This window comes from Flavobacteriales bacterium (genome assembly GCA_016704485.1).
In the GTDB taxonomy this organism is placed as follows: Bacteria; Bacteroidota; Bacteroidia; order Flavobacteriales_F; family PHOS-HE28; genus PHOS-HE28.
On record JADJAA010000002.1, the window covers coordinates 229453 to 253000 of the forward strand.

Annotated in this window: 19 protein-coding genes; 6 read left to right on the forward strand and 13 right to left on the reverse strand. The window is 51.3% G+C overall.

The annotated features are described in order from the left end of the window. Positions 1 to 2: 2 nt before the first annotated feature. The gene (locus tag IPF95_12140) at positions 3 to 1451 is read right to left on the reverse strand and encodes an aminoacyl-histidine dipeptidase (GenBank protein ID MBK6475437.1); all 1449 of its coding nucleotides are present in this window, start codon (positions 1449 to 1451) and stop codon (positions 3 to 5) included. 189 nt (positions 1452 to 1640) lie between these two features. Here IPF95_12140 and msrA point away from each other — a divergent pair, with 189 nt between their 5' ends. Both msrA and IPF95_12150 read left to right on the forward strand, forming a co-directional pair. Next, positions 1641 to 2135 carry a peptide-methionine (S)-S-oxide reductase MsrA gene (gene msrA, locus IPF95_12145; GenBank protein MBK6475438.1) on the forward strand — a complete coding sequence of 165 codons (495 nt, stop codon included), beginning with the start codon at positions 1641 to 1643 and terminating at the stop codon, positions 2133 to 2135. Between the two features lie 206 nt (positions 2136 to 2341). Further along, on the forward strand, positions 2342 to 2851 hold the full coding sequence (locus IPF95_12150) for a hypothetical protein (GenBank protein ID MBK6475439.1): 510 nt from the start codon (positions 2342 to 2344) through the stop codon (positions 2849 to 2851). Positions 2852 to 2883: 32 nt separating this feature from the next. Here the strand turns inward: IPF95_12150 and IPF95_12155 are convergent, their stop codons facing one another. After that, entirely contained in the window at positions 2884 to 3738 is an 855-nt protein-coding gene (locus tag IPF95_12155; GenBank protein ID MBK6475440.1) for a universal stress protein, read from the reverse strand. 198 nt (positions 3739 to 3936) lie between these two features. On the opposite strand from IPF95_12155, the gene IPF95_12160 reads away from it, so the two are divergent. After that, on the forward strand, positions 3937 to 4593 hold the full coding sequence (locus IPF95_12160) for a DUF2807 domain-containing protein (protein ID MBK6475441.1): 657 nt from the start codon (positions 3937 to 3939) through the stop codon (positions 4591 to 4593). A 114-nt stretch (positions 4594 to 4707) separates the two neighbouring features. On the opposite strand, the gene IPF95_12165 is transcribed toward IPF95_12160, so the two are convergent. The 3 genes from IPF95_12165 to IPF95_12175 form a co-directional block, all read right to left on the reverse strand. Next, positions 4708 to 4995 carry a hypothetical protein gene (locus tag IPF95_12165; protein ID MBK6475442.1) on the reverse strand — a complete coding sequence of 96 codons (288 nt, stop codon included), beginning with the start codon at positions 4993 to 4995 and terminating at the stop codon, positions 4708 to 4710. A 132-nt stretch (positions 4996 to 5127) separates the two neighbouring features. Then, positions 5128 to 5880, reverse strand: a complete 753-nt coding sequence (locus IPF95_12170; protein MBK6475443.1) for a T9SS type A sorting domain-containing protein — start codon at positions 5878 to 5880, stop codon at positions 5128 to 5130. Next, on the reverse strand, positions 5837 to 6400 hold the full coding sequence (locus IPF95_12175; protein ID MBK6475444.1) for a hypothetical protein: 564 nt from the start codon (positions 6398 to 6400) through the stop codon (positions 5837 to 5839). Before IPF95_12175 ends, IPF95_12170 begins: the two co-directional genes overlap by 44 nt. A gap of 187 nt (positions 6401 to 6587) precedes the next feature. Between IPF95_12175 and IPF95_12180 the strand changes: the two genes are divergently transcribed. Both IPF95_12180 and IPF95_12185 read left to right on the forward strand, forming a co-directional pair. Continuing rightward, positions 6588 to 7382, forward strand: coding sequence for an alpha/beta fold hydrolase (locus IPF95_12180; protein ID MBK6475445.1), 795 nt, complete (start codon positions 6588 to 6590; stop codon positions 7380 to 7382). 199 nt (positions 7383 to 7581) lie between these two features. Next, a complete protein-coding gene (locus tag IPF95_12185; protein MBK6475446.1) occupies positions 7582 to 7740 on the forward strand; it encodes a hypothetical protein in 159 nt (52 codons plus the stop codon). On the opposite strand, the gene IPF95_12190 is transcribed toward IPF95_12185, so the two are convergent. Continuing rightward, positions 7715 to 8269 carry a Fic family protein gene (locus IPF95_12190; protein MBK6475447.1) on the reverse strand — a complete coding sequence of 185 codons (555 nt, stop codon included), beginning with the start codon at positions 8267 to 8269 and terminating at the stop codon, positions 7715 to 7717. The two genes, IPF95_12185 and IPF95_12190, sit on opposite strands and share 26 nt — an antisense overlap. A 223-nt stretch (positions 8270 to 8492) precedes the next feature. Between IPF95_12190 and IPF95_12195 the strand changes: the two genes are divergently transcribed. Further along, positions 8493 to 9266, forward strand: coding sequence for a hypothetical protein (locus tag IPF95_12195; protein ID MBK6475448.1), 774 nt, complete (start codon positions 8493 to 8495; stop codon positions 9264 to 9266). A 361-nt stretch (positions 9267 to 9627) separates the two neighbouring features. On the opposite strand, the gene IPF95_12200 is transcribed toward IPF95_12195, so the two are convergent. The 7 genes from IPF95_12200 to paaZ form a co-directional block, all read right to left on the reverse strand. Beyond that, positions 9628 to 12303, reverse strand: coding sequence for a hypothetical protein (locus IPF95_12200; GenBank protein MBK6475449.1), 2676 nt, complete (start codon positions 12301 to 12303; stop codon positions 9628 to 9630). 385 nt (positions 12304 to 12688) lie between these two features. Next, positions 12689 to 13117, reverse strand: coding sequence for a hypothetical protein (locus tag IPF95_12205; protein MBK6475450.1), 429 nt, complete (start codon positions 13115 to 13117; stop codon positions 12689 to 12691). A 1839-nt stretch (positions 13118 to 14956) separates the two neighbouring features. Further along, positions 14957 to 15958 carry an IS110 family transposase gene (locus tag IPF95_12210; protein ID MBK6475451.1) on the reverse strand — a complete coding sequence of 334 codons (1002 nt, stop codon included), beginning with the start codon at positions 15956 to 15958 and terminating at the stop codon, positions 14957 to 14959. Between the two features lie 304 nt (positions 15959 to 16262). Continuing rightward, a complete protein-coding gene (locus tag IPF95_12215; GenBank protein MBK6475452.1) occupies positions 16263 to 17537 on the reverse strand; it encodes a hypothetical protein in 1275 nt (424 codons plus the stop codon). Positions 17538 to 17539: 2 nt separating this feature from the next. Next, a complete protein-coding gene (locus tag IPF95_12220) occupies positions 17540 to 18604 on the reverse strand; it encodes a hypothetical protein (protein MBK6475453.1) in 1065 nt (354 codons plus the stop codon). Between the two features lie 579 nt (positions 18605 to 19183). Beyond that, positions 19184 to 21127, reverse strand: a complete 1944-nt coding sequence (locus IPF95_12225) for a hypothetical protein (protein ID MBK6475454.1) — start codon at positions 21125 to 21127, stop codon at positions 19184 to 19186. 334 nt (positions 21128 to 21461) lie between these two features. Further along, complete coding sequence (gene paaZ / locus IPF95_12230; GenBank protein ID MBK6475455.1) at positions 21462 to 23528, reverse strand: phenylacetic acid degradation bifunctional protein PaaZ; 2067 nt, start codon at positions 23526 to 23528, stop codon at positions 21462 to 21464. Positions 23529 to 23548: the final 20 nt, after the last annotated feature.

A 23548-nucleotide genomic window follows, 5' to 3' on the forward strand; every position in this document is an offset into this window, starting at 1 on the left:
CCCTAGATCCGTGCCAACACCTCCAACAAATACCCCCAGAATTTCTGCACGCTGCTGATCACTACGAACTCATCCGGTGAATGCGCTCCACGGATCGTCGGGCCGAAGGAGATCATTTCCATCTCGGGGTAATTGGTTCCAAGAATACCGCATTCCAGACCGGCATGGCAAGCCAGAACATGTGGTTCGCTCTTGAAACGCTCGCGGTAGATGTCGCTCATCAGCTTTACGATCTTGGCTTCCGGGCGTGGTATCCATCCGGGATAGGAACCGGTGAATTCAACCTTCGCACCGATCAATTCGAAGACGGCTTTGATCGCGTTGGCTTCATCCAATTTCTCGCTATTCACGGAGCTACGCGTAAGGCAAAGCACTTTGTATTGGCCGTCCTTCACTTCAATGCGTGCAACATTGTTGGATGTTTGCGTGAGGCCCTCAACATCCGGGCTCATACGGTAGATCCCGTTGGGACATGCTTGTACAGCACGTAGGAACCGGGTCTGATCTTCCAGTGCCATCACTTTTGCGGGAGACTCGGTAGGGGAGAGTGAGATCTTTAGATCTGGGTCCGTCGTGCTGTATTCTGATATGATCTTCGTTTTGAGTTCGGTGAACGACGCCTTGAATGCGTGCTCCTGATCCGTAGGTACGGTGATGATGCAAACGCTTTCCCGTGGGATCGCATTGCGTAAACTACCACCTTCAATCGTTGCCACACGTACGCCTTGGTCCAGTGCGTTGAGCAGGAACCGGTTCATGATCTTGTTCGCGTTACCCAGACCCTTGTGGATGTCGGTTCCTGAGTGTCCGCCGTTCAAGCCATTCACGACCAAACGCATCGCTTTTGCACCAGCCTGAGCGGCTTCTTCCTTATACGAACCCGATGCCGTTACATCAAGCCCGCCGGCACAACCGATCGTCAATTCATTGTCCTCCTCTGTATCCAAATTCAGAAGAATGTGTGCATCGAGCATTCCACCTTTCAATTCGAACGCACCGGTCATTCCGGTTTCTTCATCAATTGTAAACAGTGCTTCCAACGGAGGATGAGGAATATCGGTAGATGCCAGCAATGCCATGATCGCAGCCACACCAATGCCATTATCCGCTCCGAGCGTCGTGCCTTCCGCCTTCACCTTATCACCTTCTACTTTCATGCGGATCCCATCCGTATCGAAGTTGAAAGTGGTGTCGTTGTTCTTTTGATGGACCATATCCAAATGGCTTTGCAGCGCGACCGGCTTCAACCCTTCCTTCCCTTTGGTTCCGGGCTTCTTAATGATCACATTGCCAGCATGGTCCACAACGGTTTTCAACCCAAGGCCTTCACCGAATTTCTTTACGAACGCGATAACGCGCTCTTCCTTTTTCGACGGACGCGGTACAGCGTTCAGGTCGACAAAGTGGTTCCAAAGTGCTTTCGGTTCAAGGGCGCGGATCGCTTCGTTCATGGGGCTGAGTAAAGGAATTTTGGTGGCTGAAGATAGGAAGTAACGATCTTCTGTGACAACTACTTCCAACGATCGGATCCAACGTCCGTTCAGGTCTTTTGGGAATTATTACAATTAGCTTACAGCTAACTTTGGAACTGTCATCATCAGCCCAATGAGTTTTATCCGGGATCGATCAGTAGAATTAAAATGGAAGTTATGAAAAAGGCATACATCGCAGGCGGCTGTTTCTGGGGCATGGAAGATCTATTCCGTGTACGGCCAGGTATACTGGACACGGAGGTGGGATACATCGGAGGTGCCAATGAGAACCCGACCTACAAGAATCACCCCGGCCATGCGGAAGGGATCGAGATCACGTACGATCCATCGCAGACCAGTTTCAAACATATCCTGGACTATTTTTTCCGGATGCATGACCCAACCACTATCGATCGCCAAGGCAACGACCGCGGTTCCAGTTATCGGTCGACCATCTTTTTTCAGAATGAAGATGAAAAGCGCGAAGCGGAAGAAGTGATCGCCATTGTAAATGCTTCAGGTAAGTGGCCCGCAAAGGTGGTAACGACGTTGGAGCCGTACACGAAGTTCTGGGCTGCGGAGCCAGAGCATCAGGACTATTTGGTTCGCAACCCGAACGGCTACACGTGCCATTTCGAGCGCTCCGGGGAGAGTTTTTTATAGCTCACCCAAGCCGTTCCAACAGGTCACAGATCGCATCCTTCAATTTCTCGCTAGCGCTGGCGGTAACGGTTAATTGATCTGATAGCGACATTCGCATTCTTTATGAAACACTCGATGTTTTCACTGGACAACTTCTCATTGGATCATCACATGCCCTCAGAGAAAAGCGATCTACGCTTACAGCTAGCCCTTGAAGATCTGCGCAGATGGCTGGTACGATGAAGGCGATGATGATCGTCTTCTTCGTGATCCCGTTTACGCTCCATGCGCAGAACGCAGCACGATTCGCTCGTGCGCTTGAGAGCGGACGTGTGCAAGCAATTGATCATTGGATGAAGCGCGAGTTGAAGGCACAGAAAAAGGGAGTGCTCATTAACAACGGATCTACAGCGTACACCGTTCATCACCCTACGTATGATAGCCTTGTTTCGTTCTTGATGGAACAGCCCGGTTTACTTGATGCTGCATGGGATCGCTGCCAAACAAAGCCCGCGATCTGGCCGGGACATAGCACGGTCGGCTTGCGTTTCATGTTGAATGGCAAGCTACATGAACGTTGCTACAACCTGCAGGAAGGAATACCGGGAACCCCTGATTTTTGGGGCTTTCGGGCACATGTGCGCAAAGATCGCGATCACGTGAAATTCCTTAGGGCATTGGCGTGCCCTGGTTTCATTGAGCAACAGCGAAAAATTTGTGAAGGGGCTTATCCGTAGCGAACTGTTCTGCTCAGAAGAGCACAACGTTCCTATTTACCCGGCACAGCCAACATCATGCGCTTGGTGCCGCGCAGGATCCGTTCGGTGGTCGTGCCCATCAGCGCATCGCTCCAACTGTCCCTGCCATCGGTCGCCATGGCAATGAGATCCGGTCCCCAGCTTGCTGCGAATTCCGAAATGGTTTCCACAACTGCTCCACGTAGCACCGAACGTTCCCATGTTGCCTCAGGAATATTCGGTAATTGCAAAGCATCCAGTGCGTGCGCATCGTCTCCAACGTGCATAATGTGTACGATCACCGGTTGCGCTACGGAACAACGGGCCAATGCTAATACGGGCCTTATCGCTGTCAGTGCCGTTGCAACATTCAACGCGGGTATCAGGATCCGCTTCAGGCTGAGTGCTCCATCCGTTTCGCGCAAGGGTGTTGGACCATCGGTAGGCAAGAAGAGCGTGGGTATGTTCGATAGATCCGCGATGGGTTCCGAGCGCGATGGCGACACCAATTGCCGCAGCGCTGATCGTCCTTCGGTGGCCATTACTACCATGTCACTCGGGTTTTCATCCAAGTATCTCGCCACGGGTTCTTTCAGATCTTTCGCGTGAAGAGCATGTTTATGGATCTTGATCCCCAGTGTCGTAAAAACGTCTTGCTGCGCACTATCCTTGGGCATAAGACCCCAGCCTTCCAACGTTTCCCTAACATGTGGAAATCGATCCCACGGCACATGATCATGGTCTTCCATACCGATGTGTAACAAGGTGAGCTTGCCGCGGTGGTCCAATGCCAATCGAAGTGCAGCGTGGAATGCGGGGATCTCCTCAGGCCGGAACGAAGTAAGGTGCAGTACCTGCTTGAATCCTGGATGATCTTGTAAACTCATGGTACTACAAATCAACGCAATGTTGGAGATCGGTAAAGTGACCAATGTTGGTTCTCAGTGATCGTGTGAGGGTCAGGTGCGGCGCGGATCAGAAAAATGTTTGAATGAGGATAGGGGTATTTCGGACTGAGATGGTCTAAGGTATGAAGCACGGCACGAACCAACGTGTAAATACCTAGAAACGAAACACAATTCACAATGAAAACCATCAAGACCTCTCTCTTACTCTTTTTAGTCATCACCACGCTCTTTTCCTGCAGGAAGGACCAGATCCACGGGTCGGGAACGACCGCATCTCAGGACCGTGAACTCGCAGGATTCGAGAACGTCCTGATCAAAGGTGCGATCAGAACGAACATCATATACGGTACCGATTTCCGCGTGACAGTGACTACCGACCCAGTGGTCATGTCCCACGTGGAAACGCGTGTTGAGGACAATACCCTTATCCTTGATCTGGATGATCATTACAATTACCAGCACATCTCATTCACGGTAGACGTTGTCATGCCGTTGATCCACAACCTGACGCACGAAGGCATCTCCACATCAAGCCTTAGCGGATTCTACGATCTGAACGAATTGCACGTTAGACACAACGGTGTGGGTAAATTGGATCTTTCGGGATCTGCAGCTCATTTGGATCTGGAGCACGATGGCGTAGGTAGCGTGAATGCTTTCAACTTCCCGGTTCAGACCTGCCATGCCGGACAGTCCGGTGTGGGGAGCGTTAAGGTAACCGTGAGCGATCTTTTGGAAGGCCACTTGAATGGGGTAGGGAATATCTATTACCGAGGCCAACCTGAGGTGAATATTTCGGACAGTGGCGTTGGAAATGTTATCCACCAGAATTGAGTGGGCTAACGCCGAGAAATAGCACGAGCGCCGAGGTCCTGGACCTCGGCGCTCGTACAGTTCGGGTCTTAAGTGGTGTGATGCATAGCAGGAACTTGTCCGCAATAATTACGATCAGCCCAGCCGCTCCACCAGATCACTGATCGCGTCCTTCAGTTTTTCACAAGCGCGAGCGGTATCGGTATACAATTCCGGGCGTGGTGTTAGGGTATTCTCCCGCACCGTATCCACCAACGGAACAAGACCAGTGCAACGCGGTTCCGTGCTTATGCCATGATCCATTTGGGATTCGATCTCTTCAAGCAGAGCGTTATTCAATTGACCGTGTCGCAGATCGGTCTGAAGCATGTATACCGTACGGCTCAATTTCCGCAACCGCCTTACGAGGTCTTCGTTCTGCATCAGGGCGAAGATCGGGATAGGAATGTAAAGGGGGGCTTGATCGCCGCCAACCAATCGAAATGGAGACCTACCTTATTACGAGAAGATCGCAGATAAACGAACAGAAGTATGCGCGGTCATTCTGACTAGCCCTTATCGCGCCCGAACGAACCCGCGGATGGTGCTTGCCTGAGAAGTTGTTATACGGATCTGGTACGCACCGGGTAATAGTGCTGAAACGTCAACTGTGTTGTTCAAAGAACCAACCATGCACATACGGCCTGTAGCGTCCAACACTTCGTAACGTACTTGGCCGGCCGGTACGCCTTGCAGTTGTAGCAGGTCATTAGTCGGATTCGGGTAGATCAGAAGAGCAGGGAATGCATCCAACTCCTCGAAGCCAACAGCGGAGTTTTTGTAAACGTGACCAGCAGGCCCTAAGCCACCGCGGTAACCTACGGCATAGACAAGACCTTGGTATTCTTCAATATCGAGTACGGTCTCGTTCGTCGGGATGCCTGGTACCGCACTCCAACTGGTACCATTGAACAGTAGCACGTTGGCATCGGTCACAGTACCGGCGTTCATACCCTTGCCGCCTACGAGCAATCCAGCGGATGTTACCTGAAGAGTAGAGACATAGCCACCCAAGGCCGTGGTGATGCCACCTGCCACCGCACTCCAGGTCGTTCCGTTCCATCGTGCTATGCGGGAGGTACTAACACTGCCAGCCATAGTGAAAGAACCTGAAGCGTAGAGTTGGCCGTTGTATGCCACCAGTTCGGAGCAGTTGTTATTCATACCACCTCCAACGTTCACCCAAGCGGAACCATTCCATTTGGCGATCTTGTCAAGCACGGTGCTACCGCTCAGCGTGAAAGAGCCTGCCGCGTATAGATCGCCCATCGTATGTAGCCAGTGCGAGTACACCAGCATCGAAGCCTGCGCCCATCACGGAAGAAGTTGTACCGTTATACTGCATGATAAACGGCGCGGGAGTGGTAAAGCCGCCGCCGATGATCAACTGATCGTTCCATGCCAACATAGCGTTCACATTCACAACATTATTGGTTGCTATTGGACCAGCTTGCCAAGAGCCTCCGCCCCATAGTACCGTTCCAGATAGGCCGGATTGGGCCATTCCTCCACCTCCGTAAAGGTTTCCATTGTACTCCTCCAAGCATGAGAAGCCATTTCCACCGATCAGTGTGCTATGATAGCCGAAAGTGGTGCCATTGTAGGTCATCGAACCGTAGGTCTGCTGTCCGTTGAAACGGGTCATGTTGCCACCGAAGTATAGTGTGCCGTTATACTCCTTCATTACGTTGATATTACTGTTGGCACTATCTCCTACTTGCATCCACTGCGCTTGCATGGGAAACGACATGGCGAAAAGGCAGGCGATCGTAAAAATGCGGCTTATCATGTGGTCTGGTTTAATGTGGTCAAATGTATCAGGATTAAAAGATCGATCCTAATTCTGGCGGATCGGACATGGGTTGTAGATCTCCGATCTCTGCTGATAACACTTTTCCATTTGGCCGTATGTTGGCCGTATGATAGATCGGTCAGTAACATGAACACTCCGGCTCAATGTGAAATAACTTAGCCGCATGATCACGCGCAATACTTTTCCGGTAATTCTATTGGTGCTGCTTTTCACGGCATGCAACATTCCACGCAAGATGGAAAAGGCGGCCGTAAAAGCCTACGAAAAGAACGCCATGGTGTCACGTACGTTCACCGATGCAGCAGGGCCGCATTACACGTGGGTGAGCAAAGATCTAGCGACAAGTGCAAGGCCCAAACTATTGCTTGTTCATGGCATCACCAGCAGCAATGCAATGTGGGCCGGGAACCTTGCCGGATTAAGCAAGACCTATGAACTGATCGTACCCGACCTGATCGGCCATGGAAAAAGCACGAAGCAATGGAGCGGGAACAGTGTGGATCAACAAGTGGCGCACCTCGCCTTGATCCTCGATAGTCTAGGTGTGAAAGAGCCGATCAATGTGGTGGGCAATTCGTACGGTGGTGCCATATCGGCGAACTTCGCTGAGCAACATCCGGACTGGGTAAAAACCTTAGTAATCTACGATGGTCCTGCATGTGATTTCACCAAGGCAATGGCTGACAGCGTTGCGCGTTCCGTTGGTGCCGCCGACATGAAGGGGTTGTTCACTCCTCAGAACCCTGACGAACAATACCGTTTATTGGCCATCGCATTTTACGATCCACCGAAAGTTCCCGCGTTCGCGCGGAAACAATTTACGAGCACGCGAAAGAAAAGCAACCGGGTTACCTTGGTTTATTACAGGATCTTTTGGACCGGGAAAAGCAGTATGCTACAAAGCAGTACACGTGGTCCATGCCCGTGTATGTGTTGTGGGGCGAAGGCGATCGGTTGATACCACCGGCAGTCGGCCGAGGCATTGCATCGCGCAACCACTTACCTGCGGATCATTTGATCATGATACCAAATGCGGGACACATTGCGAATGTTGAACAGAAAGCGGTTTTTGAAGAGCAGTTGCGGCGGGTATTGAAGGAATAACGACGCGCTCAAGAGCACTAATGATTGATAATGGTATTGCCTATCTTTGAGGTATGACCCCGAAGCAATCCCGAAAGCCACCAGTATCGCAAGAGGAACGGCTGCTTGGCCTGATCGCATCGTTCAGCATTGAAGGCATACGGATCTCCATGGAGGAGGCCCTGGCTTTGTTGAAGAAGGTGCAGGTCACACCGGGAAAACAGAACGGATGATCGCTTCCATCGGTGCTCTGTTGTCGAGCGCTGCTTGTTGCACTGCGTTTATGTATGCGTCGAAATTCACACGCCCCACTTGTTCCCAGCGCAATTTTCCGTGGCCTTGTTTTTGGGCCATCATATCGGCCAGTAGCCGCGCTGTGCGACCATTGCCTTCCCGAAAGGGATGGATGAAAAGCAGCTCGCCATGGACCAGAGCGATGTCCCGGATAAGTTCATCCTTGTCTAAATAGGTTTCAGGAAGTGGGCGCAACATGAGCTGATCGAAGTTGCGCATCGTTTCGTCCAAGAACTTGGCGGAGGGAAAGTTGAAGCCACCCTTGGACAGGTTCACTGTGCGCAGTTTCCCAGCGAAAGCATAAAGGTGGCCGAGTGCCAAGCCGTGCATTTGAAGCAGGTAGTCCAGATCGAAGGAGGTGGCATCTTCAAGATCGTCGTACAGCATGATCTCTGCCCGCAAGAAACCTTCCGCCTCCGATAGCTCAACCTTACGTAGGTCGGTCAGGCCTAAAAGATTCGGTAGCACTTCACTCTGCTCATCAGGTAGGTCATAACTTCATCGGCGGAAAGTTAAGTGTGCGCACCTAACCACGCTGTTCAAGGCTAAACCTCCCCAGCGTCTCCCACGCTTCAGCAGGAACTCTGCGGCGGCTTAAGGGGATAATCCAAAAAAAACGCAAGGACCAGAGACGGCGACGCTGCGAAGGTTTAAGAACGGATCGGATCTATCTTTGGTAAAACCATCTCCCATGCGATCCGTTAGCGTGCTATTCATTCTGTTAGCCTTCTCGGTACAAGGCCAATTGATCAACGGCAGTTTCGAACAGGACTTGTCGGGTTGGGTGAGTCCGCAACCGTGCGCGAACCCGACGGCTTCACCCGAGGTTCCGGGCGGTACCGGGGATTGGAGCTTGCGACTGAATGCACAGAGCCACGCACCGGTCGGTTGCATTTACACATCGGACAGCGTCGCCCTGTATCAACCGTTGCCATGGATCACACCAGGTACATGGACGCTTAGCGGATGGATCAAGGGGGTGGATCCGAACACCCTCGATGGTAACCAAGTGATCGTTGCCTATGATCCATTCACCTTTTTCGGCTCGATCGGATGGATCGATAGCACATGGCATTTTAGTCAGAGTACTGTTACCATACCAACAGGATTCCCTACCGAGAACATCCGCCTGGTCATTTTACCTGCTGGTCTTTCGGAATACGGCCCGTACTACGCCTACTTCGACGACCTTTCGTTGGATATCACAACTTCCGTCACACAACCCTCAGCCGAACGACCGGCCTTCCGCCCGAACCCAGCGACCGACCGGCTGTGGGTAGACCTAGCAGATTTACCGTCGCAGATCGTCCTGCTCGATGCCATTGGTCGTCGGGTACACATGGGGCCATACACTGTTACCGGCCGCACACTTGAGGCGGACGTTAGTGCAGCGCCAACAGGACTTTGCTCCCTATTAATTTTTACGGCTAAGGGGGTAAGCGTGGTGCATTTTGTGAAGGTTTGATGGGGCGTTCGGAGAATTAGTGACTCAGAAATTCATCAACCTGTTGTAACCCCTTCCGGCTCCCTAGCTTTTGGGGGGGACATTGTTGTCAAGGCGAAGAACGCAAGGTCCCGTTTCGGAGAAACTGGGACGGTTTAAAGGATAACAGTTGTTGTCCTAGGCGAACAGATGGACTTTTTTCTAAGGCTGTCGAATGTAGTATCGCTCAAGAGTTTGCGTGAACATGTGGAGTGCGGTTGACTGAATTTATCCATGCCGATCGCACAGAATGCGCTTGACGGATCTAAATTGAATTGAATAGTAAGGTGGGCTTTATGCTGAGCGATCGACCGGGTGCATTGGACACGTGAGATCAATGTCCTCAGTCCACCTTCACCACCTTCATTGTGCGCGATATGGTTCCATCCTGCGGCCAACAACGCACGGTGTAGAGCCCAGCAGCTAACTGTGCTGTGGGCAAGGTGATGCTCTGCCCGCTAGGCGCTGTGCCCGTGAGCAGTTCGGCACCCACAGCGTTGTAGAGCGTATACCGCATGGTGATGTTGGAATGCAAGGTGAGCGACTCGGTGAAAGGGTTGGGGCCGAGGAAGACCGTGCCTTCAGCGAACTGCTGCACGCCGGTACAGATATCCACAGTGAAGGGCACAGCGATGGAATCGGAACAGGTATATGTGTGTGAAACTGTTTCCGCGAAATAGAAGTCGATATCCGCCGTGGTGGCGTATTGCCCGGTGCCGCGCGGATAACGCGTTCCATCGGTGAAGTAGTAGACCAGGTCCGCGGTGCTGAGCGTATCAGCGATGCGTTCGAACTGGATGGTGTAGACCGAATCGCGGTACACTTCCGGGTGAATGCTTCCGAGCATATCCGGGTAGGAAGTACCCGCATTGTTCGTGATAGTGTCCGCGCCGATGAGGAGGCCATCGGGCCCCGTGCCGTGCACGAGCCGCACCGCGTAGCTGAAGGGTCCTTCGATGCCGTAGAGCGATAGGATGAAACGCTCCAATCGTCCGCTGAAGGCTGGGGTGAAGGACTGCCACATAACGGTGCCTGGGGAAGCTGTGCCTTGTTCGCCGGAGCTATAGCTGCCAAAGCCGGTGTTCTGGTCGGTGAAGGTGATAGTGTCCAACACTTCGTCGAAATAGTACCTGGCCATGTGCGCACCAAGGCCAAGGGCCAATGGGTTAAGCAGGCTATCACGAATACCATCCACCGTGATGTATCCGCCGAACGGTTCGCCGGTCAGGATGAAGGGTTCAGCATTTATACAGAGCGGCGCGTTGATGGCGGGAATACTGAGTACGGGTGCGGCGACCGTGATGATGGATAGTGTGGTGTCCGTGCAACCGAACGCGGTGTTGATGTAAGTGAGTTCATGGGGGCCTTCACCGAGGGAGGCGGGTAAGAAACCATTCGTATTTACCCCTTCGATCCAGATCTCGGCATCCGGTGAGAAGTCATTGTCGCCGAAGAGCCACACGGTATCAACCTCGCTCACGCAATAGGCATCGGCGAGGTTGAGCATGTAATGCGGCGGCACTTCGTAAAGGGAGTAGTAGCGGATAGCACTCTGGCACGGTGGTAGGGCATTGACCCATGTGCGGAAGGCGGCATCGTGGTATGCATCCACGCTACTCGTGCCACGGGTGTAGTCGTAATAGGCCCAGTTGGTACCGAAGCTCAGCACTTGCCGGAAGGCATGTTCAGCGGTGAGTTCCACCGTGTACATGGTATCCGCGTTCCATGGAACCAGACTGCTGACGGGGAAGGTGATCCAACTTGTATCCATGATCGCGGGCGACGCGATCATGCTTTCGTGAAGGAGCACCGCACCGGCACCAACGCCGTGATATACACGCAGCGTGAAGTTGTTCGGCAAGCTATCGTGCAGCATGAATTCCACTTGCGTCAAACGACCGGTCTCGCCCGCGCGCACCGTTTGGCGAATGCTGTCCAAGAGCGCGTAACTGTAGGTATAGTTGCCGTAGTAGTCATACAGGGTGTACGACTGGTCGATGTGTTCCGAGCTATCCAACGGGAGGTCATTGGGTGAATACGTCACGGAATATTCGCCCGGAGTGTTCGGCGCATTCATCAACGTGGTGCCGCTCACCAAGGGTCCATCAAAAGTGCCGGGGCCAGGCGCAGCGGAGAGTTGGATGGAAGGATGGTTATGGCATTGGCGTGTGTCGAACGCATCGATGGCGATCGACACGGGATCTGAATGGAGATCGGTCTTCACGAAGTCCAGCACGTACTGCATCACCTGCGTTTGGCCGGTTGTAAAGAGGTTGTTGTCGCAGGGCGAATAGCACATGATGTTCGTTGTCTGCGGCATGTAGGGATCACCGTTCGCGTCGGTGCTGGTGCCGATGTACGTGCAGTTGGCATAGTCGATCATCCCGGCCAATCCAAGGTTGGGATCTGCAGGCGTGTCGCAGATCTGGTCACCGCCGATGGTGCAGTTGGAACCGTCCACCAGCTCGGCTTCGAACAATGCGTCGTGTGTATGCGGAAGGCCGAGCAAGTGACCGACCTCATGGGCCAGCACACGCGGGTTATCCGCGCCTTGCAGGAAGACCAAGTTGCCGAAGTTGAAGCCCGCCAAACCGTTGGGCAATAGTGCCACGTAAACCAACGTGACATAGCCCGGTTCGTAATACGGGTTCAGGATCTCCGGGTCGAAGTTCCACAGCGCATAGAGGTTGTCGTTATCCACTACCTGCACCGGCCCACACAGCTCGAATTGGATGTCCGTGTTGTTCTGTGCGTAAAGCGCGTTCGTGCCATCGAGGTCGCGCTGCACCGCGCTGGTCGTTACAGCATCACCACCGGGCCCGCTCAGTGAGGCAATGATCACCTTCACCTTCAGGTAGCGCGTTCCACTGCGGCCGGGGTGATAGTTACGCGCTGCTTGAATGATTTCCGGGGAAACGGACGAGGTGCTGTTGCACCAGATACCGCTGGTCTGGGAGTGGAGCAAAAGCGGAAAGAGACTTTGAAGAACACCGACCAGGGCGAAGATGAGAAAGCGCATGTGTTCTATCACTGTCGATGGTGCTGGAGTGACGCGAAGATGCGGAAAGGAGTTGTCCGTTCGTGCTGCTGTGAGGAAAAGAATTTCAGGGCCACTTTACAACTCAACAAAGTCTACTACGCTTTGGTGGGGACCGTGCGGTCAAGACCAAGAACGCAAGGTCCTGAAGCGGTACCCTTGCGGAGAGTTAGTACACATGCGTGACGACAGTAATAAGGAAGTATACGAACAGTGAGCTGCAAAGGTTATCGATCACCTGGGCCAAGCAGCCGGAAAATGTACCTCGCAAGCTCCAGCGGGATGCGTGCGATCCATGGCCCAACTAGTAGCCCATTGCCTACAAGTAAGTGGTATTTAACAATGCGAGAAACATTTTGTTAAAGGATCACGCCATTTTCTTCTTTGTCTTTTTCATTTTCTCCTTTGTACTTGCGGCAAGTTCCTTTGTCTTTTTCATTTTCTCCTTTGTACTTGCGGCAAGTTCCTTTGTCTTTTTCATTTTCTCCTTTGCACTTGCGGCAAGTTCCTTTGTCTTTTTCATTTTCTCCTTTGTACTTGCGGCAAGTTCCTTTGTCTTTTTCATTTTCTCCTTTGTACTTGCGGCAAGTTCCTTTGTCTTTTTCATTTTCTCCTTTGTACTTGCGGCAAGTTCCTTTGTCTTTTTCATTTTCTCCTTTGCACTTGCGGCAAGTTCCTTTGTCTTTTTCATTTTCTCCTTTGTACTTGCGGCAAGTTCCTTTGTCTTTTTCATTTTCTCCTTTGCACTTGCGGCAAGTTCCTTTGTCTTTTTCATTTTCTCCTTTGTCTTTTTCATTTTGGCAAAGCACTTTTTGGTTTTGCCCTCGCAATTGGCGGTGCTCTGCCCTCAAACCGGCGTTCTTCGCTGCCAAATAGCGTCGGCACGCGCCGTTTCGACCGGATTACTTCGTTTGCAGTGGGATCTTCATTTAACAGCCCCTCCGCGCCGTAAAGGAGGCTCCCGATTTCGAATACTTCAAGTCGGGACGGTCGGAGCTCACGATGGATCTTTCGGCGGAGTGGTCGGCTGGATGGCCGGAGGTCGGAATGACGATCGTGCCAGCCCCAACAGGACTGTGTTCCCTCTTGATCTATACGAAGAATGGGCTCCGTTTGGTGCATTTTGCGAAGGTGTAATGGGGAATAGGGTGGTGTAAGTGACTATGGGTCAGGCTGCTAAATGTGGCCCTATGTTGACCTCATGTTCATGAACGTTGCCTCCCATGTTCATGAAGGTTGCCCTCACTGTTCATGAAGGTTGCCCTCACTGTTCATGAAGGTTGCCTTCACTGTTCATGAAGGTTGCCCTCACTGTTCATGAAGGTTGCCCTCACTGTTCATGAAGGTTGCCCTCACTGTTCATGAACGTTGCCCTCACTGTTCATGAAGGTTGCCTCCCATGTTCATGAACGTTGCCCCTCATGTTCATGAAGGTTGCCTCCCATGTTCATGAACATTGCCCCTCATGTTCATGAAGGTTGCCTCCCATGTTCATGAACATTGCCCCTTAGGTTCATGAACATTGCCCACCATGTCATACGACATTGCCCACCATGTCGACTGTAGTTGCCCACCATGTCGACTGACGTTGCCCACCATGTCGACTGACGTTGCCCACCATGTCGACTGACATTGCCCACCATGTCGACTGACATTGCCCACCATGTCGACTGACATTGCCCACCATGTCGACAGACATTGCCCACCATGTCGACTGACGTTGCCCACCATGTCGACTGACATTGCCCACCATGTCGACTGACATTGCCCACCATGTCGACTGACATTGCCCACCACTACGACTGTAGTTGCCCACCACTACGACTGTAGTTGCCCACCACTACGAGCGTAGTTGCCCACCACTACGACTGTAGTTGCCCACCACTACGACCGTAGTTGCCCACCACTACGACTGTAGTTGCCCACCACTACGACTGTAGGTGCCCATCACTACGACTGTAGTTGCCCGACACTACGCTTGTAGTTGCCCACCTCGACGACTGTAGTTGTCCAGCACTACGCCTGACCTTGCGCACGAGCGGGCCGTAAATGCCCGATATGTCCATAAACCCCTCGTATTGACGGCGGCCTCCGGTGGGTAAGGTTTCTTGGCCTCTTGGTTGGCTTGGGTTTGGGCTTTTGGTCCCTAGTCCAGTGGCTTCTGGCGTTGGCTGGTATGGTTGCCATGCCACAGGCAGGCCATAGGTTGAGGTGGTTGGTGGGTAGGTTGGTATTGAAGGGGCTAGCATAAGCTTCTCTCCTCAAGCACAGGAGTACCTGCCGGCCCGTATGTACTGCTCTGTGCCGAGCACTGCCGACCTTGATCACATTATGGGGAAGGGAATCCCGTGCGAGTTGGGTACACGGCCCGGGCCACATGGGTGATACTTCCAGAGTATTGGCTTGGCCCGGGTGGGTAGACAACGCAGGGTCCCGAAGCGGAGACTTATTCTATGTTAAAAACAAGCATAACGTAAAGTTTTTTTCAGGCATTAGGACTCCAGCCATGAACCAAGGATGAGGCCCACCCTTGATCCATGTTGTTGGCCGTTGCCATCATGCCTATCCCTGTTAGGTTGCTCTTCAGCAGAGCCTGCTTCCGTTTGGACACGACATACGAAGTACGGCAATCCGATCAATTCTGCACTAATTGCCGCTGCTCATAGGGCCGGTTGTTGCGGATCACGGCGCAAACACAATGGATGATCTTATTACGGACCGCATTGACAACCAATATCGGCTTCTTGCCTTCAGATACTTTGCGTTGGAAGTAGACCTTTAATTCTCCTTCGCGTTGCACGTTGGCAAGTGCAGCCATGTGGAGCATGGTCTTAAGGATCTTGTTGGCTTGATGTGATACTTGCGTTCGTCCGCGAATACTGCTACCAGAACTACGCTCAAATGGAGCTACACCAGCATGACATGCCAGTTCGCGTGGGTTCGTAAATCGATGGAAGCCATCGGTGAGCGCGATCAAATAGCTCGCTAATTGTGGGCCTACGCCGGGGATCGTGAGCAACAGGTTGTATTGTTCACTGGTTATATCATCGGCTTTGATCTGTGCCATGATCAGTTGCTCTACGCGTATCACGGCACGATCAGAAGCAACGATCAAACGCTTGTCAAGTTGGTCGAACGCCTTTTTAATGTCCTTGTCCATGTAGCGGTTCAGGTCCGAGAGATGCTTCTTGTACATGGCTCTGACGCGAACCAAGTGTTGCCTACGTGTGAGCAGGTGCTTGAGTTTATCGAGCTTGAGGTTCTGTGCTGTGAACAAACGTGTTTTCTCTCGAAATGTGCGTGCGTATTGCGCGATCCGCAAAGCGTCCACTTTGTCGTTCTTCACACGCTTGATGCCCATGCTCTTTTGTATATCGAGCGGGTGCGCCAACCAAGCATGCCAGTGCTGCTCCACGATCAGATTAAGCAACATCAACGTATAGTGCCCGGTAGGTTCCAAACACACTAGGCATTCCCCGGTGTCAACTCCGTATCGTTTCTTCCAGCTGTTCATTAGCGTCATTACGGCTGTACGACCATTGCTTACTTGCAAGCTCTCCAAGTGAACACCGTGTTCATCGAGCAATGCGAAATCCAAGGTTGCACTGCTCACATCGATACCGATCCAATGCTTCATTTTCGTTTACTTTGAGGTTCAACAAATGATCGCTGTTGAGGCTGAGCGACAGGTCCGATGCTCCATGACTCTAATAGGCCCTTACGCCTAGCATTCTATCCGAGCCTTAGACCTGAGAAAGCCAGAGGTACCCATAAGTCTCTTAGGGGCTTTAACCCTAGCTGCGGAGTTGGTTCACCCCTGGCTTGGCTCAGTTCTCTTCAGTGATCTATCGACATCTAAGAAAATAGTTCCTTAGTGACGATGCAATACTAGAGCCTGCATAGGGTTAGTGGTCAAGTGGGCGTGAAGGCTCCGCGGCATCTTAATACGTTTGACCATCCGCCTTCAGAACCACAATACTTTCCCTTAGTGCTGGAACTTCCGTCGAATGTGCTTCATGATTCCAATGTTGGCCTGAGCTACGTAAACGGCGAATGACCTGTACTTCCTGCGTAAGCCAACCTACCTTTTCAGCGATGTCCGCGAGGATAAAATCCACGGGGATTACCACTCCGGCATATGCGGAGGTGCCAACGGCAATTTTTAGGACCGCATCTGGTTTTGCTCTGTTCCGAAGGTTCTTCAATAGTCCGGCCATGTCTTCAAAGTAGGCTTGAATCATATTGGGGATGTTCGGATTCCAAAGTTGCTCCTTGCGCACAACTAACTCTTTGTATGCTTTTGCATAGTTGATACCGAAGTCGTCATTAAATGGCTTCGCCCAGGCTGCTTGCACATGCGACCGGACCGTTTGGAGCCGAATATTCATCAAGTCTGCGTTAGTGCGAACAAAACCGCCCAAGAAAAGCTCCGGCCTATAGACATCTGTGTAGTCGAAGGAGTTCAAGTAAGGCGGTGATGTGACACAGAGGTCGAACTTTCGTATATCCCTGTGTGTACTGAGCCGCCGCGCATCCATGCGCTCAACACTGGACTTGGAACCAGATATTGGGGCTGCTACTACGTCCTCCTTCATCATAGCAATGTATGCCTCGTATGCGCTGAGAAAAGAGGACGCATTGAATGACCGATAGTTGTCCATGCGCTTGTACCGGAGGCATTTGCCATCAGGATACGCATTACAATTATCCATGGCTGCCTTCATAAGCGCCAAACGGCTTAACGATCGCTCAGGACGTGCGAAACGTTTGGTGGAATCCCAGCCTCCCATGAAGGATCGAAGTACGGACCTGTTGAATAGCCATTTACTCTTGCCTCCAGCTTGTGAGAAGGTGGAATAGGACTCAAGCGAAGTCTTCAGAGGCTGTCGAATGCCCTTGACCGTCCACTCAAACGCGTTTGAAAGGATACGGGGCGTTGATTGTTCAAGTTTGGCCTGACCAACAAAAGCGAGGAACGGATTTACTTCAAAGGCAAGGCACTCAACTCCACTTAAAGCATATTGCAGAGGACTAGTGCCGGAACCGCTGAAAGGCTCTATGGCGAAAATCCCATTCCGTGGTGTGTGATCGACCTCTGAAAGTGCGTCCGTAATTAGAGAAGCACTGAAGCCCTCCTTAATTGGGTACCATCGATGACGAGGCAACACCATGTTATCTACGGCATTGGTAATTGAGCGAACTGCATGTTTTGGCATACTTAGGCTTCTAAGAAAAGGCGGATTGGTTTTTCAAAGTCACTTCTTGTGGAATGGTAATCTGGGTTATAGGTGATTTCGCGTGTCGCAAAATGACATTGCTGTTTAGCTGTTAGTGATTTGGTGCTCGCCTTTACTCCATGGCGGCGACAGTCAAAAACAACGAGATAACCCAACGTGTCCGAAGCAGGACTATTTCGCTTGTGATTGTCAAGGTAATTCGCAAGTTGCTCTGCACCTTTATTTGCACGTGATTCGCCATAGTTGGCAGTGAATCTTGCACCATCACCACTACGGGATTTACCAATCCACTTAATTTCAATAAGTGCCTCTCTCGTAGACATCTGGGCTGTTAACTTGATGTCAATCGGATGGCTTTCATCGATATTTTGTTCGGGGCGAACCCAATAGTCATCAAAGCGCATACAACAGCGCAGGTAATGGCTAAGAGAGGTACGTAGCCGGTGTTCTGGTCCTGGCCCGAACCAGAAGCGTCTATCTGGATCTTGCCAAGCTTCCCGCAAAGTTGGGCATGTAGAGTGGCGAGCTAGGCTATGCCCGTAATCCAGCAGGGCTTCGCGCAGGTCATCAAAATGATGAAGCAGGAACTGACTTGGTGCCCCAGGTAGGAATTTGTCAACAGTCAGGCATTGTTCGCCAATCCGAAACTCCTCGACCTCTTGAACTAAACTGTAAACAATAGCGTCGGTCTGGTTTTGAAGGGGTGAGTTTACATTCCCTTTCCAAAGAAATGCAGTTCCGTCTGGTCTTATCTCAATTGCTGCCAAATCGAGTACGCCGTTGATGGTTTTACCATTGAGAATTCGTTCGGCTTGGACAAGGCGCTTCTCATCAAGTTCCGAATGAATTCCTATTGGGGCAAAGACAGTGAGTTGCGTTTTTCGATTAACACGGCAGAACTGGCCTTGAATGCGAAGAAAGTTCAAGAGCTGTTTAAGCCGTGTGACACCCTCTTCACCAAACACCTCTTGAGCCTTTATTAATGGCTGATTCGCCAATGCGCGATGCATGACGTCTGTATCAATTTTCCTAGTTGCTATGCTCATGTGTTCGGCCTATGGTAAGCAAGTATTCAAGCCAAGCGGAGAGTGGGAGGGAAAGGTCACTACCTTGATAGGGTAGCAGTTCCCTGATTTCCCCAAATGTATCATGGAGTCTATCTACGATTGGATCACTGAACAACCAAGCTGTTTGGGCGTGTCGCTTAATAAATGCAAGTGCGGGCTCGTAAGCAAAAGCTTCACGGATGACACTCGGTGTGAACAAGAGCAAGCAATCCGCTGCTCCGTTGAGGTAGGCTAACCTTTCTTGATTGATAGTGTGTTCCTTCCAAATACCTAGGTTGGTTTGTCCATCAGAAGTAATCTGTAGTAATTCTCCATGATCCGTGATGTCACCTATACGTATACAGTAATCCAGTGCATCATCAAGGTTTTTCGAGAACGGCAAGCCTGATGGAGTGGAGCTAAATTCATATTCCCAATCTGAAACTGGTTTGCCTCCGTACAATGACAGCAGGCAGCTTGCGTAGGCAAGTAGGTGTAACTCTGATCTTGAGAAGCCCCTAACCGTTTGTGTCAGTCGTGAACCCAGTAGGAGCGAGTCAAAGTATGCTTGCGGACTGGTCATATATTTCTGGAGTGTGCGAGTGCATCCAGCGCATTCAAGCGATTCTCAAATTCTGCTTCATGCTTCTCTTGCACTTCAGACAGTTCGCGCCACTTATACAGGCGATGGAGTCCAAACCCGAGACTCGATTGCTTCGCAATCTCGGTGAGAAGTTCAGAAGTGTTGATGTTGGCTGTCATGAAGACAGGGTGTCCGTCATTGGCGAATTCAGCCACCATTTGTCCGGCTTGTGACTCATAAGCTAGATCAAGACTGCCTTCTGGTGTATCTATGTAAAGGGGAGCTTTGATGGTATCTGATGAAACGTAGTTAGCTAGCGCCATTCTTAGTGCAATGTCGATGAAGAAGCGCTGACTTTCGGAGAGGTCATGCTCCGCATGTCGCTGTGTCTTCTTCACTGTTAGCGCCAGAGTAACACTCTTATCGCGCGTTTCGAGTTGGATATCTAAGTCGACACCCAGAAAGAGATTGGCTAAAGTGTTAAACTTAGGAACAAAGTCTTCCTGAATATTCAGGTATTCTTGCTCTAGCTTTTTTTGTATTTGCTTGTAAGCTTTAGAAGCTTCGGCACTTTTACTCTTCTGCTTCAAACGCTCCTTATCGATTTCGGCAATAGTTTTCTCATATGCTGCAATGACTTGATCATGATTAGCGTCCACCGGTCTGCCTCGGTTAACAACATCTCGATTTTGCTCTTCAAAGGCGTCAAGCTCTGTTTGCACAGTTTCAAGTGAACGTACGCGTATGTCATTTTCGACATCAAGCTGAGTGATAAGGAGCACACTGGAATCGACACGCTTTTTCTGTTCGGCCAGTTCCTTATCAAGCTCTTTAAGGCGCTGGTGCACAGCTGCCGGAATGGTAGCCCGGTCAGTTGCAGCTTTGCACAGTGGACAAGTATGCTCCGCAATAGCCTTTTTTACAGGCTCTACAACTGCGATGCCCTCAGTACCGCAAATAGCACATTTGTGCTCAATTAGTGCGAGCTGGATTGCGGGTGCGTTCTCTACTGAGTGCTTTGCCGTCACGCGTTCGCTGAACTCGCGTTGGTAGTCGTTTCGAATGACGGAAGCTCGTGCAGCGCCTTCAGCAAGCGCGAGTTTGGCATCGCGCAATTTGGTTTGAATTATATCGACCTCATTTGATCGTTCTTTCACTCGGTCAAGGAGTGTCTCAAATTCTTCATATGTGCTTGCCTCATCGTCTACAAGTTCATTCCCGCTGAGTACCTGTCTGAGGCTGTCAAGCCGATCTTTTTGCTGTGTCATGTTCCAGCGCAGATTTCGAACCCTTGAATCCGCCTTTTCCATTTCACGTCTCAGTCTTTCCGCATCTGCCCGCTGTTCATTATCAATTCCTACAAACAGAAGCAAGCAGGTTTCTAGAACTTTCGGATCCCAAAACAATAAATGACGTCGTTCATCAAAAGTGAGCACGAATGATTGGATGAAGACAAACTCCTTGAACGTTGAGAGTCCGATGTGCTGAGTTAATACGGCCTGATAATTTGCCTCCCGGTCTTCGGGTGTCATCTCATCAAAGTGCCTGGCATCGTTTGTAATGACAAGTGACCGCAGCGCATCAGGTTCATCGAATCCTCGAATTAGCGTAATTGTTCGATCTCCGATTGTGAGTTCAAGTTCGATTTCTGCAATGTCACGGTCCTCAGGCTGTACACGCCCTTGAAAGTAGTCCTTGGAGAATCTTGAAATATCTCGGTAGTAATCATCAACGGATACGAACTTTTGTCCTGGGCGTGGAACAACTCCTGTTAGGCCGTAATTGATGATTTGGAAAAATGTAGATTTCCCAAGACCATTGGCCCCTGCAAGGCATGTCGTTCCAGGTTGGATTGAAAATTCAATGTGGTCCTGAAGATTGTACAGCGAGAAGTGTGACAGTCGGATCCGGCGCACAATAGGGAAGTTAAGATGCCTCATGCTTGGTGATTAGATTGATATTAACCTACTCAATCCTTAGTGTCGATTTGGAATTTGAATAACGCGCGTTCCTTAGCGTTAGGGATTGAGGCGGAAAGCCAGTAGGCGAGGAGGAACGACGAGTGTAGTTTTGCAGTGGAAAGAGTGCCTCAGAATGAATTTGAGCATGTACCCGCCCAAAGAAACAACAATCCTCACGTTCGCCATCATTTCTGATCCAACTTCCTAACCATCGTCAAAATAGTAGCAATGGCAATCGTCTCCCCAGTTTCATCCACAACATCAACAAGGAACTTCACCCCGGGTCGAGGCCCGGGGCAGGCTCTTAAATGAATCATTCTTGGTCGAGCTTTCTTACCATGGTCAGGATGGTTGCTATTGCGACAGTTTCTCCTGTTTCGTCTACGACGTCGACCAAGAATTTGACGATTCCTGATGCCACATCCGCACCCTTCGGAGAATCTTCCGTTAGCACTTTCTTCTCCTGATCCACTTTCTCCTTTACGGTGAACTTAACCTGGATCGTGGAGCCCGGATAAACAGGTTTTGTAAAGCGCGCTTCTTCGATGCCGTAGTTGAGTAGTACAGGTCCTTTAGGTGGGTCTACGAAGAGACCCGCTGCTCGCGATAGGATAAAGTAACCGTGTGCCACGCGACCGGTGAAGACAGTTCCGTCGAGGGCGTTCTCGTCCATGTGGGCGTAGAACTTGTCGCCGCTGAGGTCTGCGAAGTTGTTGATGTCATCCAACGTTACCAAGTGCTTGTCGGTGATCACAGTGTCGCCGATGTTCAGCTCTTCGAAATGCATGCGGAAGGTGTGCTTCGGCGTGATGTTCTGTTTCGCACCTTGCTGGTACTGTTGTGTCAACGCAGTGATCGTTGTCGGTGATCCTTGGATGGCGGTGCGTTGCAGGTAGTGCAATACACCACGCTTGCCGCCCATCTCTTCACCACCACCTGCACGTCCGGGGCCGCCGTGTACCAATGTTGCGAGCGGTGATCCGTGTCCGGTGTTCTCCTTGGCCATGTCGCGGTTGATCACCAGCATACGTCCGTGGTGACTTGCTGCACCCCACACGAATTGCTGTGCTGCTTTATCGTCGTACGTCGCAATACTCGCGCAGAGACTGCCTTTGCCGAGTTTGGTAAGTGCTACCGCTTCTTCGATATCGGTGTAGGGCATCAATGTGCTTACCGGTCCAAAGGCTTCGATGTTGTGGCACTGTTGGTTCTTCCATGGATCTTTGTTCAGTAGTAGGATCGGACTCATGAATGCACCTTTCTCGGAATCGGCACCGGTCACGTCCACGCTGTTGGGGTCGCCGTACACCAGCTCGCTGCCTTTCATTAATTCGGCGAGGTTATCGCGCACTTCGTTGCGTTGTGTTTGTCCGGCAAGAGCTCCCATGCGCACACCTTCTGCGCGCGGATCACCGATCACTGTTCCGCCCAAGCGTTTGCCCAATGCGATCTGCACATCCTCTACCAAGTTCTCTGGAACCATAATGCGTCGCGCACCGGTGCAGCGTTGGCCGCACTTCAACGTCATTTCCTTTCCCACTTCTTTAATGAAGAGCGAGAACTCTTCGGTATCCGGTGTGGCATCAGGGCCAAGCACAATGCTGTTCAAGCTATCGGCCTCCATGTTGAAGGGCACACTTTCGGCAATGATCTGCTTGTGCGCTTTCAGCATGCGTCCGGTGGTTGCACTTCCGGTGAAGGTCACCACATCTTGGCTCTCCACATGATCCAAAAGATCACCGGCGCTGCCTACGATCAATTGGATGGCGCCTTCAGGTAAGATGCCTGAGGCGACTATCGCCTTCACCATCGCTTCCGTCAAATAACTGGTAACGGTAGCGGGTTTCACCACCGCTGGCATTCCAGCCATCCAGTTCACGGCGCATTTTTCCAGCATCCCCCAGATCGGGAAATTGAACGCATTGATGTGTACTGCAACACCTTCCTTCGGCACCATGATGTGGTGGCCCATGAAGCTGCCGCCTTTGCTCGTGAGTACAGGAGGTCCATCCACATAGAACGGCATATTGCCGAGCTGTTTGCGCAAGCTCGCATTGGCAAAAACGTTTCCGATCCCGCCTTCAATATCCACCCAACTATCAGCCTTGGTCGCACCGGTGCGGTAACTGATCTGGTAGAACTCCTCCTTGCGATCCATCAAATACATGGCGAGTGCTTTCAGCATTCTGCCGCGTTCCGGGAAGGTCATTTTGCGCAGCGTTGGTCCACCGGTTTCGCGTGCGTAGTTCAGCATCGCGCCAAAATCCAGACCACCGCTACTGGTTGTTGCGATGAGTTCGCCGGTGCTGGCGTCCGTGAGTTCGGTTTGTTTTCCGGATCCTTTCACCCAGGTTCCAGCGATATAATTTTCGAGTTGCATAGGGGCGAAGTTCGAGAATT

Bases quoted from the DNA above. Each gene is read 5' to 3' on its own strand.
- msrA (MBK6475438.1), top strand. From the start codon at position 1,641: ATGGAAGTTATGAAAAAGGCATACATCGCAGGCGGCTGTTTCTGGGGC.
- IPF95_12200 (MBK6475449.1), bottom strand. From the start codon at position 12,303: ATGCGCTTTCTCATCTTCGCCCTGGTCGGTGTTCTTCAAAGTCTCTTT.
- IPF95_12210 (MBK6475451.1), bottom strand. From the start codon at position 15,958: ATGAAGCATTGGATCGGTATCGATGTGAGCAGTGCAACCTTGGATTTC.
- IPF95_12185 (MBK6475446.1), top strand. From the start codon at position 7,582: ATGACCCCGAAGCAATCCCGAAAGCCACCAGTATCGCAAGAGGAACGG.
- IPF95_12155 (MBK6475440.1), bottom strand. From the start codon at position 3,738: ATGAGTTTACAAGATCATCCAGGATTCAAGCAGGTACTGCACCTTACT.
- IPF95_12170 (MBK6475443.1), bottom strand. From the start codon at position 5,880: ATGGGCGATCTATACGCGGCAGGCTCTTTCACGCTGAGCGGTAGCACC.
- IPF95_12215 (MBK6475452.1), bottom strand. From the start codon at position 17,537: ATGCCAAAACATGCAGTTCGCTCAATTACCAATGCCGTAGATAACATG.
- IPF95_12160 (MBK6475441.1), top strand. From the start codon at position 3,937: ATGAAAACCATCAAGACCTCTCTCTTACTCTTTTTAGTCATCACCACG.
- IPF95_12220 (MBK6475453.1), bottom strand. From the start codon at position 18,604: ATGAGCATAGCAACTAGGAAAATTGATACAGACGTCATGCATCGCGCA.
- IPF95_12150 (MBK6475439.1), top strand. From the start codon at position 2,342: ATGGCTGGTACGATGAAGGCGATGATGATCGTCTTCTTCGTGATCCCG.
- IPF95_12165 (MBK6475442.1), bottom strand. From the start codon at position 4,995: ATGCAGAACGAAGACCTCGTAAGGCGGTTGCGGAAATTGAGCCGTACG.
- IPF95_12195 (MBK6475448.1), top strand. From the start codon at position 8,493: ATGCGATCCGTTAGCGTGCTATTCATTCTGTTAGCCTTCTCGGTACAA.
- IPF95_12180 (MBK6475445.1), top strand. From the start codon at position 6,588: ATGATCACGCGCAATACTTTTCCGGTAATTCTATTGGTGCTGCTTTTC.
- paaZ (MBK6475455.1), bottom strand. From the start codon at position 23,528: ATGCAACTCGAAAATTATATCGCTGGAACCTGGGTGAAAGGATCCGGA.
- IPF95_12175 (MBK6475444.1), bottom strand. From the start codon at position 6,400: ATGATAAGCCGCATTTTTACGATCGCCTGCCTTTTCGCCATGTCGTTT.
- IPF95_12140 (MBK6475437.1), bottom strand. From the start codon at position 1,451: ATGAACGAAGCGATCCGCGCCCTTGAACCGAAAGCACTTTGGAACCAC.
- IPF95_12205 (MBK6475450.1), bottom strand. From the start codon at position 13,117: ATGAAAAAGACAAAGGAGAAAATGAAAAAGACAAAGGAACTTGCCGCA.
- IPF95_12225 (MBK6475454.1), bottom strand. From the start codon at position 21,127: ATGAGGCATCTTAACTTCCCTATTGTGCGCCGGATCCGACTGTCACAC.